Genomic DNA, 18,671 nt, shown 5'->3' with positions numbered 1-18,671 from the left:
GCGCCCCATGCCGGACAATGGCCGGATGCGCCCTGTCCCGCCCGCCCCCGGCCTTCCTCCGCGTGCCGTCCCGGCCGCCCACCGCGGTCCCGCCCGCGAGAGCATCGATGTGGACTGGGAGGGCACGCCCGTGCGGCTCGTGCGCTCCACGGCCCGCACCCGCACCGTCTCGGCGGGGTGGCGCGACGGCCGCCTGCAGGTCAACGTCCCGGCCCGGCTCTCGGCCGCGCAGGAGCGCGAGTGGATCGGCCGGATGGTCGCGAAGGTGGGCGCACGCGGCGGGACGGGGCAGCCCGCGGCCGACCCGGACGGCCGCCCCGCCGACGCCCGCTCCGACGACGCGCTCCTGGCCTGGGCGGGACGGCTCTCGGCGGCGCACCTGGGCGGGCGGGCCCGTCCGGTCTCGGTCACGTGGTCGGCCCGGCAGCGCCGCCGCTGGGGCTCGTGCACGCCGGCCCGCGGCACCATCCGGCTCTCGACGCAGCTGCGCGGCATGCCGGACTGGGTGGTGGCGGCGGTGCTCGTCCACGAGCTGGCCCACCTGCTGGAGTCCGGACACGGCCCGGCCTTCCGACGCCTCGTGGACCGGTACCCGCGCTACGCCGAGGCGATGGCCTTCCTCGAGGGGGTCACCTTCGCCGAGGGCCGCGGTCGCACGGCGCCGGACCGGTGGGCGGAGGACGAGGACGCGGACTGACACGGCGGCGGGCGGCCCGCACCCGAGGTGCCGGACCGCCCGCCGCCGTCGTGCCGGGAGGGGCTCAGCCCTCGCGCGGCGCGTCGCCGAAGCCGCCCTCGAGGAGCTTGCGCAGCTCGTCGTCGAGGGACTCGGTGCTGGCGTCTGCGGCGGAGCGGCGCCCGGCGTATCCGGCGGGGTCCTCGAGGTCCTCCGCGGTGGGCTGACGCTCGGGATGGCGCCAGATCTCCTCGCGGTACTCCGTGCCGTGCTCAGCCGTGACGTGCTCCCAGAACGCGGCGGCCTCGCGCAGGCGGCGCGGGCGCAGCTCGAGGCCCACGAGGGCGGCGAAGGCCTGTTCGGCCGGGCCGCCCGAGGCGCGGCGGCGGTTCATGGTCTCGCGCAGGGCGGCCGCCGACTCGAGCGGGCGCGCGGCCTCGGCGACCACCACGTCCACCCAGCCCTCCACGAGGGCGACGAGCAGCTCCAGCTGGTCCAGCGCGGCCTGCTGGGTGGCGTCCGGGGCGGCGATGAAGGACGCGCCGTCGAACACGGCCTGCAGGGAACCGGGGTCCATCGGGTCCACCGACTGCGCGGCCCGCTCGATGCCCTCGGTGTCCAGGCGGATGCCCGCGGCGTACTGCTCGACGGCGGCGTACAGGTCCCGCTCGAGCCACGGCGAGTGCAGGAAGAGGCGCATGCGTGCGGCCTCGCGCAGGGCCAGGTAGATGCGGATCTGGTCGTCCGGCACCGAGAGTCCGTCGCCGAACTCCTCGATGTTCACGGGGACGAGGGCGAGACGGTGGCCGGCGACGGGCAGGCCGATGTCCGTGCCCGAGAGCACCTCCTTGCCCAGGGCGCCCACGGCGCCCCCGAGCTGCAGGCCGAACATCGTGCCGCCCATGTTCTTCAGCATGGGCTGCAGCCCGCCGAGCAGGGAGGCGTCCATGCCCTCGGGGAGCTGGCCCGGCAGCTGCTGCTCGATGGCCGCGGACATCGCGCGGGACATCGAGACGGCCACGGGCTCGGTGAGCCGGCGCCACTGGTCCATGGTCGCCTCGACCCACTCGGCACGGGACCAGGCCACGCCGACGCTGCCGACGGGCTCGGTCTGCGTGACGCCGTCGAGCCACAGCTCGGCCAGCCGCAGCGCCTCGTCCACCTCGCGTCGCGCGAACGAGCCGACGGCCGGGTCCTCGCCGGCCACGGCCTGGCGGGCGGCCTGCTTCGCCAGGGACCAGTTCACGGGGCCGTCCGAGCCGGAGCCGGAGCTGATCATCGCCTGGAACTGGGCCATGGCCTGCTGCATCATGGCCGGATTCAGCTGGGACGGGTCGAAGGGCACCCCGCCGGGGCCGCCCAGGCCCTCCATGGCGCGTCGGACTTCGTCCGGGTCGGGGCCCTGGCCGCCGAAGAGCTGCCGCAGCATCTCCTCCAGGGGGTCGCGGCCGTCGTCGGATCCGGGCGTGCGCGCGTCGTTGCTCATGTCTCCAGCGTATCCGCGCCGGCGCGGCACGCCCGCCCTCCCGACCTCGCGGCGGCGCGGTTCGCCCATGGCGCACGGCGTCGCGCGAGGGGCAGGCGTCGGTCGCGGCCCCGCGTAGACTGGTGTGACCGTCGCCGCGCGGCACGTGCCCGGCGGCGAGGACGGCCCGATCAGGACCCCCAGGAAAGACGGTGTCGCGTGCGCGCAGTGCCCTCGAGGACCATCCGCGCCGCCCGCGTGCCCTTCTCCGGGTGGCTCGCCCTGGGCAGCGTCGGGCTGGCCCTGCTGGCCCCCACCCCCTACATCCTCGAGGGCCCCGGCCCCGCCGTGGACCTGCTGGGCGAACGCGAGGGTCGACCCGTGCTGCGCGTCGAGGGCGGCGAGGCGGACCCGGGTGAGGGGACCCTGCACATGACCACCGTGATGGTCGGGGGCCCGCCCATCGGCACCACCTCCCTGCTCGACCTCGGCCGCGGCCTGACGGACCCCGCCGTGGACGTGGTCCCGCGCGAGCTGATGTATCCCACCGGCGTCACCTCCGACGAGGTCGGCGAGGCCAATTCGGCGGCCATGTCGGACTCCCAGCAGACCGCGACCGCCGCGGCCCTGCACGAGCTCGGACGCGAGGTGCCCCAGCGGCTCGTCGTGCAGCAGCTCGTGCCCGGCGGGCCCGCCGAGGGCGTCCTGCGGGCCGGGGACGAGGTGAGCGCCGCCGAGGGACGCCCCGTGGCCGACCTGGAGGCCGTGCGCGCCGCCGTCGGGGCCGCGGGGCCCGACCCGGTCACGCTGACGGTCCGCCGCGACGGCGTGGAGCAGGACCTCGAGGTGCCGGTGGCGGCCGCCCCCGAGGGCGCGCCCCAGCCGTGGCAGATGGGGGCCCTGATCGAGACCGCCTACGACGTCCCGGTGGACGTCGAGCTGACCGTGCCGGACATCGGCGGGCCCTCGGCGGGTCTGATGTTCGCGCTCACCGTGATCGAGCGGCTGACCCCGGGCGCGATGACGGGGGGCGCCCCGATCGCCGGAACGGGCACGATCACGGGGGACGGCGTCGTGGGTCCCATCGGCGGGATCCCGCAGAAGGTGCGCGGCGCCGCCGAGGCGGGGGCCACGACGTTCCTCGCCCCCTCGGCGAACTGCGAGGAGCTGGCCGGCCGTGTGCCCGAGGGTCTGACGGTGTACCCCGTGGACACGCTGGGCCAGGCCCGCGACATCGTCGAGGCGGTGGCCCGGGGGGAGAGCCCGGCCGCCGCGTGGACGTGCGGCTGAGCCGACGCACACCAGGACCACCAGACCACCAGACCACCAGACCGGACGACATGTCCGGGGCGCAGCGCCCCGGACCGGAGCAGAGCCCCGCGGACGCGGGAGGGAAGAGGACAGAGCAGTGAGCTTCGGACAGGGAGGCGGCGGACCGTTCGGCGGCCCGCCCCGTGACGGCGGCGGGACCGCCGGGGGCCAGTCCGGCCCGTTCGGGGCGTTCGGCCCCTTCGGCGGCGCCCCGCGCGGCCCGGGCGACGACGGCGACCGCGGCCCCGGCGGCCCGTTCGGCGGGGGCGGGTCCTCCGCCGCGCGCGGCAGGGGCCGGCCGGGCCGGCCGAGCGCGCTCGTGCTGACCATCATCGCGGTGGCCGTGCTCGTGGGGCTGTTCGTGGTGTTCACGAACGTCTACACGGACGTGCTGTGGTTCTCGCAGCTGGGCTTCACCGAGGTCTTCTGGACCGAGGTCGTCGCCAAGGCCGCGCTGTTCCTGATCGCCGGGCTCGGGATGGCCCTCGCCGTGTGGCTGGCGATCCGCACGGCCTGGCGCCACCGCCCCGCGGACGCGTCCGCGGCCGCGCGGGACTCGCTCAGCCAGGCCCAGCGCCAGCTGGAGCCCATCCGGCGCCTGGTGTTCCTGGGTGTCCCGCTCGTGCTCGGCGTGTTCGCCGGCTCCACCGCGATGAACGGCTGGAACACGGTCCTGCTGTTCCTGAACCAGGTGCCCTACGGCCAGGCGGACCCGGAGTTCGGCCTGGACCTCATGTTCTTCATGGCCACCCTGCCGTTCCTGACGCTCGTGGTCGGGTACCTGATCTCGGTGGTCCTGGTCTCCGGCATCACCGGTCTGCTCGTGCACTACCTGTACGGCGCGGTACGCGTGGAGGAGGGCGGCGGCGTGCGGATCACCCCGGCGGCGCGCGCCCACATCGGCATCACCCTCGCCGTGTTCCTGCTGCTGCAGGGCGTCAACTTCTGGCTCAACCGCTACCGCACCACGCAGTCGCAGACCGGCAACTGGGCCGGCGCGCTCTACACGGACGTGAACGCGGTCATCCCGACGTCGGCGATCCTGGCGGTCACGGCCGCGATCGTGGCCGGCCTGTTCGTGTGGACGGTGGTCTCGGGCCGGTGGCGGCTGTCGCTGATCGGCACCGCGGTCCTGGTCATCACGGCGCTCGTGGTGGGCACGGCGTACCCCTTCATCGTGCAGGAGTACCAGGTGAAGCCGTCCGAGCGCACGCTCGAGTCCGAGTACATCGAGCGGAACATCGCCATGACGCGCGAGGCGTACGGCCTGGACGACGTCGAGGTGACGAACTATGAGGGCGCCACGGACACGGAGGCCGGGGCCCTGGCGGGCGAGGAGGCCAACACGGCCAACGTCCGTCTCATGGACCCGAACCTGATCTCCCAGACCTTCGGGCAGCTCCAGCAATTCCGTCCGTACTACTCGTTCCCCACCACCCTGCACGTGGACCGCTACGAGGTGGACGGCCAGACGCGGGACACCATCCTGGCGGCCCGTGACGTCAACGTGGACGACTCGCAGTCGTGGGTGAACCGCCACACCATCTACACGCACGGCTACGGCATGGTCGTGGCCGACGCCTCCGAGGTCGCGGCCGGCGGCCGGCCCCAGTGGCTGCTCTCCGAGATCCCGACGCGCGGGCCGCTGGCCTCCGACCAGGACTACGAGCCGCGCATCTACTTCGGGCACAACTCGCCCTCGTACTCGGTGGTGGGTGCGCCCGAGGGCGCGCCGGCCGTCGAACGCGACCGGCCGCAGACGGCCGACTCCCAGGAGGACACGGCGTACACCTTCTCCGGCGACGGCGGCCCCTCGGTGGGCAACCTGTTCAACCGGCTCGCGTACGCGGTGAAGTTCGGCTCGCCCGAGCTCGTGCTGTCCTCGGACGTGAACGAGGCCTCGCAGATCCTCTACGACCGCGACCCGGCCGAGCGCGTCCGCAAGGTCGCGCCCTACCTGACGGTGGACACCGCCCCCTACCCGGCGATCGTCGACGGCCGCGTGCAGTGGATCGTGGACGCCTACACGACCTCGGACCAGTTCCCGTACTCCACCGCCCAGCAGCTGGGCGAGGTCACGGTGGACTCCCTGAGCCAGGGCCAGAACCCGGCGCTGCAGGGCCGGGTGAACTACATCCGCAACTCGGTGAAGGCGACGGTGGACGCGTACGACGGCTCGGTGTCCCTCTACGCGTGGGACGACCAGGATCCGCTGCTGCGGGCCTGGCAGAACGTCTACCCGTCCTCGCTGCGCCCGTACTCGGAGATGAGCGCCGGACTCATGGACCACGTCCGCTATCCGGAGGACATGTTCAAGGTTCAGCGCGAGCTGCTCGGCCGCTACCACGTGACCGATGCGGACGACTTCTACGAGAACAACGACGCGTGGTCCGTGCCCTCGGACCCCACGCGCGAGGAGGACGTCAAGCAGCCGCCGTACTACATGACGCTGCAGATGCCCGGCCAGGACGAGCCGGCGTTCTCCCTCACCAGCAGCTACATCCCGCAGATCACGGACGGTGCCCAGCAGCGCAACGTGCTCTACGGCTTCCTGTCCGCCACCGGCGACGCCGGCACGGGGGAGGACGGCGTGAAGGCCGAGGGCTACGGGAAGCTCCGACTGCTCGAGCTGCCGCGGTCCACCACGGTGCCCGGCCCGGGCCAGGCGCAGGCGAACTTCGACTCGAACGCGGACGTCTCGCGGGAGCTGAACCTGCTGCGCCAGGGCGCGTCCGAGGTGCTCAACGGCAACATGATCACCCTGCCCGTGGCCGGCGGCATCCTCTACGTCCAGCCGGTGTACGTCCGCTCCTCGGGCGGCACCACCTACCCGACGCTGCGCAAGGTGCTCGTGTCCTTCGGCGACAAGGTCGGCTTCGCGGACACCCTCCAGGAGGCCCTGGACCAGGTGTTCGACGGCGACTCGGGCGCGGTCACCCCGGAGGAGAACCAGGCGGAGGCGCCCGCACCGGGCGAGGAGCCGACGGCTCCGGGCACCGTCGAGGAGGAGCTCTCGGCGGCCCTCGAGGAGGCTCAGGACGCCCTGACCCGGGGCCAGGAGCGTCTGGCCGAGGGCGACTGGGCCGGCTACGGCGAGCAGCAGAAGCGTCTCAACGAGGCCCTGAAGCGTGCCACCGCCGCCGACGACGCCCTGGGCGGCGACGCGCCCGCCCGGGACCAGGCCCCGGCCGAGGGAGAGGCGAGCCCCGCGCCGTCGTCGAGCGCCAGCCCGACGCCGAGCGGCTGAGCCGGCGCCGGCGGGCCGGGCCCGCCGGACCGTCGACGACGGCCCCGGCCACGCACCGCGCGTGGTCGGGGCCGCTGTCGTCTCGGGACAGGTGGCCGCCGCATGGCCGCCGGATGGCGGGGTGCTGACGCCGATTTGAACTCGACGGAACAGGTGTGTATAGTTCTAGGAGTCGCCGCGGGGTGGAGCAGTTCGGTAGCTCGCCGGGCTCATAACCCGGAGGTCGCAGGTTCAAATCCTGCCCCCGCAACGAGAAGGAGAAGGCCCCCTAGCTTCGGCTGGGGGCCTTCTCGCATGTCCGGGCCCGGTCGCCCCGGCCCGCCGGCACGGTGCCGGCGGGCCGGGGCGACCGCCCTCGGACGATCAACGCGGGGGAGCGGGAGCGTCAGCGGCTCGAGGCCCGGACCGCCTGCTGGGCCGGCGTGCGGCGGCCCGGATCGGTGCGGCGCAGCCAGACAGCAGCGATGATCGCAGTGACCGCAATCGCGCCCCAGATGCCGACCACGGCCCAGGACAGGCCCGCGATGAGCAGCAGCGGCACGAAGGACACCGCCGCGATCTCCACGGGCACCACCGGGATGTACGCCACCCCGAACTGCTCCATGGTCCCGGACTTCAGCTTCGGGTCCACGATGCGCAGCATGGCCACGCCCGTGGCGACGGCGCCGGTGGCCCAGCCCCACGTGAACAGCTGCTTCTCGAACCACGCGTCGGTCATGACGCGCGGCGCCACGACGATCCCCAGGAACAGGGCCAGCGCGAGGCCGATCACGAACAGGAGCAGCAGCGGCTGCCAGTAGTCCACGACCACGGTCGGGGCGATCGCGGCGATGCCGCAGACGATGAGGATGTCCGTGGCGGTGCCGGACACCGCGTTCAGCGAGCCCGGGTCGAGGAACTTCGCCGTCTTCGTGGCCTGGAACAGGACGCGGGCGATCAGGCCGAGGATGAACGCGATCGCGAACGCGGGGATGATCAGCTGGGGTCCGTCCTCACCCACGATGCTCGGCCACACGGCCGTGATCCAGGAGACCACGCCGTGCGCGGCCGCCGCGATCATCGCGACGACGCCGACCTGGAAGGCCAGCGACTCCAACGAGGCCGCCGAGAAGGTGTGCCGGCCGATGACCGGGCGTTCCTCCACCTGGTCCAGCACTCCGGTGCGCAGCTCTTCCGGGATGGAGGTCAGGCCCGCGAACTCCTGCGCGTGGCCGCGCTGCGCGCCGATCTTGGCCTGGATGATGCCGCCCACCACGCCGACGATCATGCCGACCGTGGCCGAGGTGTAGGCCAGCGAGGTGACGGTCGCATCACCGTTGGCCGCGTATGCCTGGCCCACGGCGGCCGCGGAGCCGAAGCCGCCCGCCCAGCCGGCGAACAGCAGGGCGGCGAACGAGTCGGGCGCGTCGAACAGCGGCTGCAGGACGACCAGCGTGACGAGCGCGCTGATGGCCACCTGGGAGGCGTAGATCAGCACGCCGTACGAGGCGAACGCGCCCACGGGGCGGCCGATCTTGCGGACGTCGAAGTCGTCGGTGAGCGCGATGCACACGAACACGATGACGATCAGGATCGAGCCGTATGTGCCCAGCTGGGAGCTGAACGGCAGCCAGCCCAGGCCGTTCGGGCCGAGGGCCAGGCCCAGGATGCCGGCGATGACGGAGGCCGGGATCATCAGGGTCTGGAGGGGCGTGATGACGGCACGGGCCAGCGTGCCCACGGCCAGGAGCACCGGGCCGGGGCACACGACGACGGCCCGCCGCACCGGCGTGGGCCGGGCGACGGGCCGTGGGGCGGGGCGAGGTCAGCCGCGCGCGGTGCCGGTCTCCTCGGCGGTCCCCTCGGCGGCGTAGTCGAGGGTGAGGGTCTCGTCGGCGTCGACGTCGCCCGAGGTGAGGGCGGCCTGGCCGGCGCCGCCGGCCTTGAGGGCGGCGAGGCGGGCCTCCACCTCGGTCTTCTCGCCGAGGTCCTCGAGGGACTCGAACTGGGCGTCGAGGGAGGAGGCGGCGATCTCCTGCTGGCCGCGCACGCGGGCCTCCTCGCGACGGACCTTCTCCTCGAAGCGGGAGACCTCGGAGGTCGGGTCCAGCAGGTCGATCGACTTCACGGCGTCGGCCACCGCGGACTGGGCGTGGGCGGACTTGGCGCGGGCGGTCAGCTCGTCGCGCTTGGCGACCAGCTGCTGACGCTTGACCTTCATCTGGTCCAGACCGGTCTTCAGGCGCTCGACGATCTCGCGCTGCGAGGCGATGGTCGGCTCCGCGGACTTCGCCTGGCGCTCGAAGTCCATCTGGCGCTCGATGGCCACCTTGGCGAGGTTGTCGAACTTGTCCGCCGAGGCGGTGTCGCCCTTGGCGCGGAAGTCGTCGGCCTTCTGGGAGGCGGCCAGCGCCTTCTGGCCCCAGCTGCGGGACGCGTCCTGGTCCTCGCGGTAGTCGTCCTCGATCATCCGCAGGTTGCCGATCGTCTGGGCGACGGCGGCCTCGGCCTCGGCGATGTTGTTCGTGTAGTCGCGGACCATCTGGTCCAGCATCTTCTGGGGGTCCTCGGCCTTGTCCAGCATCGCGTTGATGTTGGCCTTCGCCAGCGTGCTGATGCGGCCGAAGATGGACTGCTTGACCATGGTGTCTGCCTTTCGTCGGTCTTTCACGTCAGCGCAGACCGTCGGCCTGCGTCCACCCCGTCCCGCTCCTGCGGGCCGGGCCGGCGCCCGAGGCGCCGGAGTTCATGGGGCGGCGGTCAGAAGCCGCCGCCGGAGATGTCGCCGAAGTCGCCGCCGCCGAGGCCGCCGCCGTCGAACCCGCCGAAGCCACCGCCGCCCCAGCTGCCGCTGTTCAGGATCGAGTTCATCAGGATGCCGCCGAGCAGCGCGCCGCCGAGGCCGCCGCCGAAGCTGCCGCCCACTCCGGCGCGCGGGCGTGCACCGTACATGCCGCCCATGCCGGGGCCGTAGCCGAAGCCCTCGACGTCCGCGCGGGCCAGCTCGCTCGCGCGCTCGGCCAGCTGGGAGGCGCGCTGCGCCTGCTGGAGGGCGGTCACGGGGTCGGTGCGGCCGAGGCTGATCGCCGAACGCAGCGTGTGGTCGGCCTCCGCGAGCCGGGTCCGGGCCTCCGAGCCCACCGCACCGCGACGGGCGCCGATGAAGTCGGCCGTGCCGTCGATCTGGGCCTGGGCCTGGGCGATCGTGGAGGTGAGCACCTGGGAGGCCTGGCGGGCCTGCTCCCGAGCGTCGCGGACGCCGGCCAGCGGGGTGTTGAGCTGGCGGTGCGCGGCCTCGAGCTGGTGCAGCAGCTCCAGGGGGTCCGGACGGCCGGCCGCGAGGGCTCGGCGCACCGCGTTCACGGCGTTCTTCATCCCCGCCACCGGGCCGGCCAGCTCGGGGTTCGACCCGTTGGCCACGAGCGCCTCGGCCTCGGCGACGTCCTGCTCGGACTGGGCGAGGCCCGTCTGCAGGTTGCCCAGCATGGCCCGCAGGGACCCCTCGGCCTTGCCCACCGCCTCCGTGAGCGTGTCCACCTGGCTGAGCGCCTCCTCGGCGGCACGCACGGCCAGCGCCGCCGTGGAGCGGTCCTGGACGTCCCACGCGCTCCGCGCCTTCGCGACGGCGGTCTCCACGAACTCGAGCCGCTCCCGGGCCTGCGTCGCGTTGTCCGCGACCTCGGCGAGGGCGGACTCCGCGTACTGGCCGTGCAGCGCGGCGATCGCCGACTCGGACTCCTGCACCCGGGACCGCGCCTCCGGCAGGCGGGCGTCGACGCGCTCCAGGGCCTCGGGCACCTGGTTCTCGAGGTCGCGCAGGGAGTCGAACTCCTTCTTGTGCGCCGCCAGGGCCGCACCCACGGCCTCGCTGCGCTGGATGATCTCCTTGAGCCAGGCGCGCTGCTCGGCCTCGGTGTCCGGGATCTCGTCGTCGAGCTGGTGCTGGAGCTGGAACGAGGCCCGCATGTGCTCCTTGGCCCGGTCGATGTCCTCGCGGAACGTCGCCACGGACTTCTCCCCGTAGGACGCCTCGGCGAAGCCCAGCTCCTGTTCCGAGGAGCGGATGGCGTCGTCCGCGGCCACGAGCTTCGAGCCGGCCTGGGTGCGCAGCTGCTCCACGCTGAGCTCGTCGAGGGGGTCGCGGCGGGCCTCCTCGGTGCGGCCCCGTTCGACGGCGCCACCCTGCGTGCGCTTCCGGCTGCGGGCCACGAGCACGCCGCCGCCCACGGCCGCGGCCACCGCACCTGCGCCGAGGACCGCCGTCAGGGCCCCGCCGCCGTCGGAGGCGCCCTGGGCCGTGCTCCCGCCGCCCGTGGTGCCGGCCGGCAGGGCGCCGGCCGGATCGTACTCCGCCCCGCTGGCCCCCGTGCCGTCGAGCGTGCCGTCGGCGGCGTCGTCGAGCCCCTGCACCGCGGCGGTGCCCACCGCGAGCCATTCCGCCGAGCCGGGGTCCGTGCCGATCTTGGACAGCTCCGGGCCCACGTAGGTGCGCGTCACCTGGTTCTGCAGGTTCGCGTCCCCGCCGCTGTCCAGCCCATAGGCGCGGTCCTCGACCGCGATCGCCAGGACCGAGTCGTTCGTCCCGAGCCCGCGCTGGCGCGCCACGTCCTGGGCCAGCGTCTGGGCGTCCGTGCTGAACTCATCCACGTAGACGACGTACAGCCCCTGCCCGGTGTCCCGGCGCAGGTCCTGGATCTCCTGGGTCAGCCGCTGCTCATCGGAGGTCGAGAGCACACCTGCCTCGTCCACCACGTACACGCCCGGCGGCACCGTCACGGCGTGCGCGGCGGGCGCCGCCACCAGGAGGCCCAGGCCTCCCAGACCCGCGGCGGTCACGGCTCGCGCCAGACGGCCGACGTCGGCGGGACGGGCGGACACGGTCATGCGGGGTCTCCTTCGACGGCTGAGGCGAGCCGCCGCACCGGGCGGACCCGCCGGATCCTGGGGTTGAGTGTAGGGCGGCGTGGGAAGCAGGCACCAGGGATCCGGCGCGGCCGGGACCGTCGGCGGAGCGGATGTCAGGCCGACGTCCAGGCGGCGTTCAGCCATCCACGTCAGCATGGACGCGCCCCGGGGCGCACGTCCGCAAGACGACGGGCGTCCGTGTCGACCGCCCGGGGCCCGACCCGAAGCGAGGACCCCGTGGACCAGACCGCCGCCCCCACCCAGCCCCCCGTGCCGACGGCCCGCCCCGTCGCGCGTCCCCGGCCCCAGGCCCGCGCCCGTGCCGGGGCGGGCCTGCTCGCCGCGGCCGTGCTCATGGTGGGGCTCTCCGGCTGCGCGGTCGCGGAGGACGGCGGCGAGGCCGCGAGCTCCTCCTCCTCGCAGGCGACGGACACCTCGGCCGAGGCCGGGGGACAGCCCGTGGCGGACACCGCCGTCGGGAACGCCGCGAAGACGGCGCTGCCCTCCGTGGTGACCATCTCCGCGACGTCGAGCTCCGCCTCCGGCTCCGGGTCCGGGTCGATCCTGGACACGGAGGGGCACATCCTCACGAACACCCACGTGGTCACCCTCGGCGGCCAGGCCAACGACGCCGAGCTGACGGTGCGCACCTCGGACGGGGAGGTCTACGCTGCCACCGTCGTGGGCACCGACCCGCTGTCCGACCTGGCCGTCATCAAGATCGACGCCCCGGACCTCACCCCCATCCAGATCGGCCGGTCCGGGGATTTGAAGGTCGGGGACGAGGCCGTCGCCATCGGCGCCCCCCTGGGCCTGCCGAACACCGTGACCGACGGGATCATCTCCACCCTGGACCGGACCATCGCGGTGGCGTCCTCCGAGGCGCCCGAGCCGCAGGGCGAGAGCTCCGGCTCGTCCTCCGGCGCCGAGCAGTACCGTTTCCAGCTGCCGGGCACCCCGCAGGGCACCCGGGGCGAGGTGTACATCAACGTGCTGCAGACCGACGCGGCCATCAACCCCGGCAACTCCGGAGGCGCGCTCGTCGACGCCGAGGGTCGCCTGGTGGGCGTGAACGTCGCGATCGCCTCGACCGGCCAGGACCCGAGCGAGGCGGGCAACATCGGGGTCGGCTTCGCCATCCCCGTGGACTACGCCCAGCGGGTCGCACAGGACCTGATCGACCACGGCAAGGCCACGCATGCCATGCTCGGCGTGAGCGTCACCCCGGAGCCCGCCGAGGTGCAGGGCGGCGGCGAGAACGCTCAGACCGTGTTCAGCGACGGCGCCCGCGTCCAGCAGGTCGTGGGAGAGTCGGCGGCCGACGCGGCCGGGCTGAAGGAGGGCGACGTGATCACCGCCGTCGGCGACCACGCGGTGATCGACTCCGAGTCCCTCACCGCCGTCGTCCGCGAGCACCGCGTGGGAGACTCGGTGGACGTCACCTACCTCCGCGACGGCGCGGAGCAGACGACCGAGGTGACGTTCACGGAGGACACCCGCTCGTGACCACCACGCTCACCACCCCCGCCGCGCTCGCGGCCCACCACGGCTGGCGCCGGGTCCTGGCCGTCGGCGCCCACCCGGACGACCTCGACTTCGGGGCCGCCGCCACCCTGGCCGGCTTCCGCGCGGCCGGGCTGCACATCGAGCTGTGCATCGTGACGGACGGGGACGCCGGCGGCTTCGACTCGGAGGGCCCGGAGGCGATGACCGCCCGCCGGCACGCCGAACAGCGCGCGGCCGCCGCCGTCGTCGGTGCCGCCGAGGTCCACTTCCTCGGCGAGCGCGACGGACACCTCGAGCCGGACCACGGCGTGCGCCGCAAGCTCGTGGCGCTGATGCGCCGCGTCCGCCCGGACGTGGTGCTCAGCACCCACCCGGAGCGGGACTGGGAGCGGATGCAGGCCGCCCACCCGGACCACCTCGCCTGCGGCGAGGCCGTGGTGCGCGCCGCGTACCCGGCGGCCGAGAACCCGTACGCGTACCCGGAGCTCGCGGCGGAGGGGCTCGAGGCGTTCAAGGTCCGGAACCTGCTGCTGTACGCCGCCCCCGCCGCGCGCCGGAACACGGTCGTGGACGTCACGGGCCTGGCGGAGCAGAAGCTGCGCGCCCTCGACGCCCACCTCTCCCAGCACCCGGACGTCGACGCGATGCGGCGGCACGTGCTCGCCCAGATGGCCGAACATCACCGGCGCGCCGCCGGCCCGGCCGCCGCGCCGGGTCACGCCGAGGCGTTCCACCTGGTCACGGTCAACGGCCCGGGCACCATCGCCGGGTTCTGAACCGCCCCCCCTGCGGGGGATCTCAGTTGGTGCTCGGCCGACCGCCGTAGCGCGGGCCGGTCTGCGCGGTGGGGTCGAGGTCCACGCCGACGACGGGCTCCGACGTCGGCACCTCCGAGCCCGAGCTGGGCTCCACGGAGATGCCCATCGCCGCGAAGCGGTCCAGCCCCCGGAAGGTGACGGGCTCGCCGAAGCCGTTGGCGTCGAACGTGCCGAGCGAGGCCGGGGCCGTGCCGTCCGAGGGGTAGAGCCACAGCTGGTAGGACTGACCCTCCGGCAGCTGGGGCATCCCGCTGATCGTCAGGTAGCCGCTGTTCTGCTCCCGGGACAGGAACGCCTGGACCGTGCCGCCGTCCTGTGCCGGGTACTCCGAGGTCGTGAACAGGTCCTTCGACTGGTCGATGCGGTGCACGATGCCCGGCCGCGTGAACTGACTCCACACCGTCCACCCGCCGACGCCGAGCACGAGGGCCGCGAGCAGCAGGAGGGCGGTCACCTTGAGCCAGCGCAGGCGGTCCCGCGGCGGGCCGGCGGGGGCGGACTCGTCGCCGATCAGGTCCATGCCCACGTCCTGGGCGGGCAGGCGACGCAGGACCTCGTCGAGCAGGGCCGACGGCGGCTCGGCCGTCACGGACCGGAACGCCCAGGCCACCGCCTGGCGCGCACCGTCCACCCGGGAGCGCCACAGGGCCAGCTCGCCGCCCCGCCGCTGCACGGCGGAGAAGGCCGCGGTGTGCCCGGCCGTGTCGAGGGCGTGCACGGCCGAGAGGTCGGCCAGCTCGAGTGCGCGGCCGGCGTCCACGTCCTCGCGCACGTCCGCGCCGAGTGCCGGGCCGGTCGCCGGGGCCGGCGCGGACGGCCGGGCGGCGTCCTGCGTGAGGTCGCGGCGGGCCGCCACGACCTGCCGCACGCCGTCACGCAGGAGGGTGCGGGCCTGGTCGGCCGGCAGACCCAGCCGATCGGCGACCTCCCGGTCGGTGCAGCCGCCCAGCCACGCCAGTCGCACGGCCTCGTAGGCGTCCGGGGCCACGCGGTCGACGAGGTCCTCGGGCAACGGCGCGGGCCCGGCCGGGCCGGGACGACGCCCACGTTCCGCCGCGGAGCCGCCGGCGCGGCGCAGCGAGGTCATCACGCGGTGGGCGAGGACCTCGAGCCACGTGAACACCTGGCGCTCGCGGTGGGTCGCGTCGTCACGCTCGCTCAGGTCGAGCCCGGCCTCGGAGGCCTCCTCCCATGCCGTCAGGTAGGTGCGGACCGTGGCCGCGGCGGCGTCGTCGCCGGGGCCGAACATCGCTTCGGCCAGGCCGTGCACCCACGGGACCGTGGCGTCGTAGAACGCGGAGAACGCGGCCCGGTCACCCTCGGCGCTGCGGCGCAGGAGGGTGTCCAGGGCGGGCTGGCCGGCGTCATCGGGGCGGTCGGCGTGGGGCTCGGACGCGTCAGGAGTCTGCATGGTGGCCTCAGTCTAGGGAATCGGGGCGGGCAGCGGACCCGGCGAAGTCGTGCTGGCGCCAGGCCTCGTACACGGCGATGGAGACGGCGTTCGCCAGGTTCAGGGACCGACGGGCCGGCTGCATGGGCAGGCAGACGGTCTCGGTGACCCGCGGATCGGTCAGCACCTCCTCGGGCAGGCCGGTGGACTCGCGGCCGAAGAGCAGCACGTCGCCGGGCCGGTAGGCGACCCGGTCGTGCCGCACGGACCCGCGCGCGGTGAAGGCCAGCACACGGGCGGGGGCGAGGGCCGCGAGCGCAGCGTCGAGGTCCGGGTGCACCGTCACCACCGCGAGGTCGTGGTAGTCCAGGCCGGCGCGGCGCAGGTGGGCGTCCTCGAACCCGAAGCCCAGCGGCTCCACGAGGTGCAGCTCGGCCCCCGTGAGGGCGGCGAGCCGGATCGCGTTGCCGGTGTTGCCGGGGATCTCCGGGGTGAGCAGCAGGATCCGGAAGCCGGGGGTGCCGGGCGCCGGGGCGCGGTCGGCGCCCTCGTGCGGGTTCGGTCGGGGTGGGGTGGGGGAGTCGGGCACGCGCCCAGCCTAGTGGGGCGCCGCCGGGCGGGGGCGTGCCTCAGTGGAGCCGGTCGACCAGCGCGCCGAGCGCGCGCCGGTCCACGAGGTCCGGGTCCGTGCCGGTGCCCAGGAAGAGCGCGATCTCGCGCGCGAACGCGATCCCGGGTGCGGGCGGGGCGGTGAGCAGGTCGGCCTGCGCCTCCGGCGCGTCGGCGCCGCGCGTGTGGCGGATCACGGGTGCGTGCCGCGCGTCGCGGTCCGTCATCACGTGCACGAATCCGCCGACGGTGACCTGGGGCAGGGCCTGCTGCCACGCCATCATCGCGGGGCCGAGCAGCGGCGGGGCCACGGGGCGGCCCCGGGAGCGCAGGTCCGCCCCGTCCCAGGTGTAGGTCCCCTCCGGGACCATGACGGAGCCGATCAGCGCCAGGCGGTGGCCGCACAGCACCGCGTGGTCCACGTCGAGGTGCCGTCCCCAGCGCCCGCCCAGCCGCAGTCCCGTCAGGACCCGGGCGGCCGGGAGCGCGTCCGCCACGTGGCGCAGCAGCACGTCGAGGGTGCGGGCCTGCCGCAGCACCCGGTGCTCGTCCGGCAGGATCCCGCGCGGCCGCGGCGCCCCGTGGACGCGTTGGCTCGATCGCGGCAGGTCCAGCACGGTCGGGTCCGCCTCCGCCTCGCCGGGCGGGGGTTCGTAGCGCACGGGGCGGTCGGCACGTCCGCCGGGTCCGGGCCGTCCCGACGATCGCGCCCGCGCTGACCCGCCCGGCGCGCGGGGGCCGCGGGCCCCGACGTCCGGGCCGGGCAGCGAGAGGTCGTACCGGCGCCGGGCCTCGGCGTCGCCGAGCAGCTCCCACGCCCGCGTCACGGCCCGGAAGGCGGCGGGGTCGCCACCGACGTCGGGGTGGGCGGCCCGGGCCGCGCGGCGGTAGGCCCGCCGGACCTCCTCGGCGGTCGCGTCGCGGGGCACGCCGAGGACCTCGTAGGCGGTGCGGTGCTCCTCGGCCGCGCTCACGGCGTGGGGTCCGGGCCGGGGGAGGCATGCCGCTCGTGGTGCAGGCGCAGGAACAGCATGCCGTCGTCGTGGAGCACCTGGACCAGCTGCAGCCGGGCGGGGAGGCCGGGGCCGTCCTCGCCGGTCAGGACGCGGCCGGCGGCGGGTCCGGCCAGCAGCGGCGCCACGGTGAGGTGCACCTCGTCCACGAGGCCGGCCGCCGCGAGGCTGCCGAACAGGCGCGGTCCGCCCTCGCAGTGGACGACGCGGGCGCCGCGCGCGTGCAGGGTCGCCACCACGGTCTGGGGGTCCACGTGCTCCTCGCCGACCGCCAGCACGTCCGCGCGCGCGGCCAGCGCCGCCGCCCGCTCCGGCTCGGCCGCGAGGGCGGCCCGGGACGTCAGGATCCAGGGGCGCACCGGGGCGGCCGTGAAGAACGCGGACGCCGGGTCCAGGTCCAGGCTGCCGCTGACCACGGCCACGGGCGGGTCCGCGGGCCCGCCGGCCTCCGCGCGTCGACGCCGGTCCTCCTCGGACAGCAGCGCACCCTCGTAGCCCTCGGCCCGGATGGTCCCGGCCCCCACGAGCACGACGTCGGCGTCGTGCCGGGACAGCGAGAGCAGCCGCTGGTCCGCGGGGGAACCGAGCCCGCCCGCACGGCCGTCCAGGGTGGCCGCGCCGTCGGCGGAGGCGATGAACACGACGCGGACCCAGGGTCCGGGGCCGGTGTCCTCAGCCGCCGGGGCCGCGAGGGCGGTGCGGAGGGCGTCGTCGTCCAGGCCGGGGCCGGTCTCGGTCAGCCGTCTCATGCCCGCCCCCCGCGGTGGGCGCGGTGTCCGGCCAGGGTGCTGCGGTCCGGCGGCGGGTTCTCCGCGCCCATGTTGTGGACCAGGCGCGCCGGCTGACGCCACCCGAACACGCACTCGAGCATGCGGGCCGCCGAGACGGAGGCGTCGGCGTCGTGCATGCGCAGGATCCGGGCGCCGCCGTACACGCAGGCCGCGGCCGCGGCCAGCGAGCCGGGCAGGCGCTCGTGCCGGTGCCGGTCCAGGCTCTCGCCGATGAAGTCCTTGTTCGAGACCGCGGCCAGCACGGGCAGCCCCAGGGTGGCGATCTCGTCCAGCCGCCGCGTGATCTCGAGGGTGTGCCGGGTGTTCTTGTTCAGATCGTGGCCGGGGTCCACGATGATCCTCTCCTCGGGGACGCCGAGCGCCACGGCCCGGTCGACGGTGCGCCGCAGGTGGTCGCGGACCTCCCTGACGACGTCGCCGTAGGTCGGCCGGGGGACCACGGCCCGGGGTCCGCGCACGTGGGCGAGGGAGTGGGTGACCACGAGGTGCGCGCCCGCGGCGGCCACCACCCGGCCCAGGTCCGCGTGGAACAGTCCCGTGGTGTCGTTGACGACGTCCGCCCCCGCCGCCAGGGCCGCCTCGGCCACGGCCGGCTGGAACGTGTCCGCCGAGAGGATCAGCCGGCGCGATGCCTCGGACGACCCGGCCCCGTCCCCGCTCCGCAGGGCCGCGATCAGGGGGACCACCCGCGCCGCCTCCTCGGTCGGGTCGAGCTCCGCCCCGGGCGCGAACGGCACGCCGCCGACGTCGACCCACTCGGCTCCGGCGTCCGCCGCGGCGTGGGCCTGGGCGAGGGCGTCCTCCAGGACGGCGCCGGCGCCGTCGTCGTAGAAGGAGTCCGGGGTGCGGTTGACCACGGCCATCGTGACGATCCGGCGGCGGAAGTCGATCTCGTGGTGGGCGAACCGGTGCACCGGGTGGACGAGCGGGACGGAGGGGGTCGGCACCCGGCCATTCAACC

14 protein-coding genes and 1 tRNA gene are annotated in these 18,671 nt (G+C 74.8%); 6 read left to right on the top strand and 9 right to left on the bottom strand.

The window, feature by feature from the left end:
• Window positions 1-25 precede the first annotated feature (25 nt).
• Window positions 26-697, top strand: coding sequence for a M48 metallopeptidase family protein (locus MF605_RS06060; protein ID WP_134415739.1), 672 nt, complete (start codon window positions 26-28; stop codon window positions 695-697).
• Window positions 698-761: 64 nt separating this feature from the next.
• Here the strand turns inward: MF605_RS06060 and MF605_RS06055 are convergent, their stop codons facing one another.
• The gene (locus MF605_RS06055; RefSeq protein ID WP_036384613.1) at window positions 762-2,162 is read right to left on the bottom strand and encodes a zinc-dependent metalloprotease; all 1,401 of its coding nucleotides are present in this window, start codon (window positions 2,160-2,162) and stop codon (window positions 762-764) included.
• 198 nt (window positions 2,163-2,360) lie between these two features.
• Here MF605_RS06055 and MF605_RS06050 point away from each other — a divergent pair, with 198 nt between their 5' ends.
• The 3 genes from MF605_RS06050 (at window position 2,361) to MF605_RS06040 (ending at window position 6,949) form a co-directional block, all read left to right on the top strand.
• Window positions 2,361-3,431: a YlbL family protein gene (locus MF605_RS06050; RefSeq protein ID WP_235186540.1), complete on the top strand. Its 1,071-nt coding sequence runs from the start codon at window positions 2,361-2,363 to the stop codon at window positions 3,429-3,431.
• A 118-nt stretch (window positions 3,432-3,549) separates the two neighbouring features.
• Entirely contained in the window at window positions 3,550-6,699 is a 3,150-nt protein-coding gene (locus tag MF605_RS06045; RefSeq protein ID WP_134415741.1) for a UPF0182 family membrane protein, read from the top strand.
• Window positions 6,700-6,875: 176 nt separating this feature from the next.
• Window positions 6,876-6,949: transfer RNA gene (locus tag MF605_RS06040), tRNA-Met, on the top strand.
• 135 nt (window positions 6,950-7,084) lie between these two features.
• On the opposite strand, the gene MF605_RS06035 is transcribed toward MF605_RS06040, so the two are convergent.
• The 3 genes from MF605_RS06035 to MF605_RS12000 all read right to left on the bottom strand — a co-directional run bounded on the left by MF605_RS06035 (window position 7,085) and on the right by MF605_RS12000 (window position 11,562).
• Window positions 7,085-8,446 carry a sodium/glutamate symporter gene (locus MF605_RS06035; RefSeq protein WP_242821251.1) on the bottom strand — a complete coding sequence of 454 codons (1,362 nt, stop codon included), beginning with the start codon at window positions 8,444-8,446 and terminating at the stop codon, window positions 7,085-7,087.
• A gap of 57 nt (window positions 8,447-8,503) precedes the next feature.
• Entirely contained in the window at window positions 8,504-9,322 is an 819-nt protein-coding gene (locus MF605_RS06030; protein ID WP_036341166.1) for a PspA/IM30 family protein, read from the bottom strand.
• A gap of 116 nt (window positions 9,323-9,438) precedes the next feature.
• Window positions 9,439-11,562 carry a TPM domain-containing protein gene (locus MF605_RS12000; RefSeq protein ID WP_134415745.1) on the bottom strand — a complete coding sequence of 708 codons (2,124 nt, stop codon included), beginning with the start codon at window positions 11,560-11,562 and terminating at the stop codon, window positions 9,439-9,441.
• Between the two features lie 258 nt (window positions 11,563-11,820).
• Here MF605_RS12000 and MF605_RS06015 point away from each other — a divergent pair, with 258 nt between their 5' ends.
• On the top strand, window positions 11,821-13,089 hold the full coding sequence (locus MF605_RS06015; protein WP_242821250.1) for a S1C family serine protease: 1,269 nt from the start codon (window positions 11,821-11,823) through the stop codon (window positions 13,087-13,089).
• Window positions 13,086-13,865: a PIG-L deacetylase family protein gene (locus tag MF605_RS06010; RefSeq protein WP_126860775.1), complete on the top strand. Its 780-nt coding sequence runs from the start codon at window positions 13,086-13,088 to the stop codon at window positions 13,863-13,865. Before MF605_RS06015 ends, MF605_RS06010 begins: the two co-directional genes overlap by 4 nt.
• Window positions 13,866-13,887: 22 nt before the next feature.
• On the opposite strand, the gene MF605_RS06005 is transcribed toward MF605_RS06010, so the two are convergent.
• Genes MF605_RS06005 through folP form a run of 5 tightly spaced genes read right to left on the bottom strand, consistent with a single transcriptional unit; the run spans window position 13,888 to window position 18,657 of the window.
• Complete coding sequence (locus tag MF605_RS06005) at window positions 13,888-15,318, bottom strand: anti-sigma factor (RefSeq protein WP_041105211.1); 1,431 nt, start codon at window positions 15,316-15,318, stop codon at window positions 13,888-13,890.
• Between the two features lie 7 nt (window positions 15,319-15,325).
• The gene (locus tag MF605_RS06000; RefSeq protein ID WP_044659766.1) at window positions 15,326-15,886 is read right to left on the bottom strand and encodes a tRNA (cytidine(34)-2'-O)-methyltransferase; all 561 of its coding nucleotides are present in this window, start codon (window positions 15,884-15,886) and stop codon (window positions 15,326-15,328) included.
• A gap of 40 nt (window positions 15,887-15,926) precedes the next feature.
• The gene (locus tag MF605_RS05995; protein WP_115166084.1) at window positions 15,927-16,880 is read right to left on the bottom strand and encodes a J domain-containing protein; all 954 of its coding nucleotides are present in this window, start codon (window positions 16,878-16,880) and stop codon (window positions 15,927-15,929) included.
• Entirely contained in the window at window positions 16,877-17,668 is a 792-nt protein-coding gene (locus MF605_RS05990; protein ID WP_036315978.1) for a pyrimidine reductase family protein, read from the bottom strand. Before MF605_RS05990 ends, MF605_RS05995 begins: the two co-directional genes overlap by 4 nt.
• Window positions 17,665-18,657 carry a dihydropteroate synthase gene (gene folP / locus MF605_RS05985; protein WP_036315981.1) on the bottom strand — a complete coding sequence of 331 codons (993 nt, stop codon included), beginning with the start codon at window positions 18,655-18,657 and terminating at the stop codon, window positions 17,665-17,667. The genes MF605_RS05990 and folP overlap by 4 nt, the downstream gene beginning before the upstream one ends.
• Window positions 18,658-18,671 lie beyond the last annotated feature (14 nt).

The sequence above is a fragment of the Micrococcus luteus genome (genome assembly GCF_022664405.1).
Lineage (GTDB): Bacteria > Actinomycetota > Actinomycetes > Actinomycetales > Micrococcaceae > Micrococcus > Micrococcus luteus.
The sequence above is the reverse complement of the archived record's forward strand: the minus strand, read 5'-3'. Positions and strand labels throughout refer to the sequence as shown.

What these genes read in the sequence shown, in the direction of transcription:
- MF605_RS06060 (WP_134415739.1), top strand. Translation starts at nt 26, where the DNA reads ATGCGCCCTGTCCCGCCCGCCCCCGGCCTTCCTCCGCGTGCCGTCCCG.
- MF605_RS06055 (WP_036384613.1), bottom strand. Translation starts at nt 2,162, where the DNA reads ATGAGCAACGACGCGCGCACGCCCGGATCCGACGACGGCCGCGACCCC.
- MF605_RS06030 (WP_036341166.1), bottom strand. Translation starts at nt 9,322, where the DNA reads ATGGTCAAGCAGTCCATCTTCGGCCGCATCAGCACGCTGGCGAAGGCC.
- MF605_RS12000 (WP_134415745.1), bottom strand. Translation starts at nt 11,562, where the DNA reads ATGACCGTGTCCGCCCGTCCCGCCGACGTCGGCCGTCTGGCGCGAGCC.
- MF605_RS06005 (WP_041105211.1), bottom strand. Translation starts at nt 15,318, where the DNA reads ATGCAGACTCCTGACGCGTCCGAGCCCCACGCCGACCGCCCCGATGAC.
- MF605_RS05990 (WP_036315978.1), bottom strand. Translation starts at nt 17,668, where the DNA reads ATGAGACGGCTGACCGAGACCGGCCCCGGCCTGGACGACGACGCCCTC.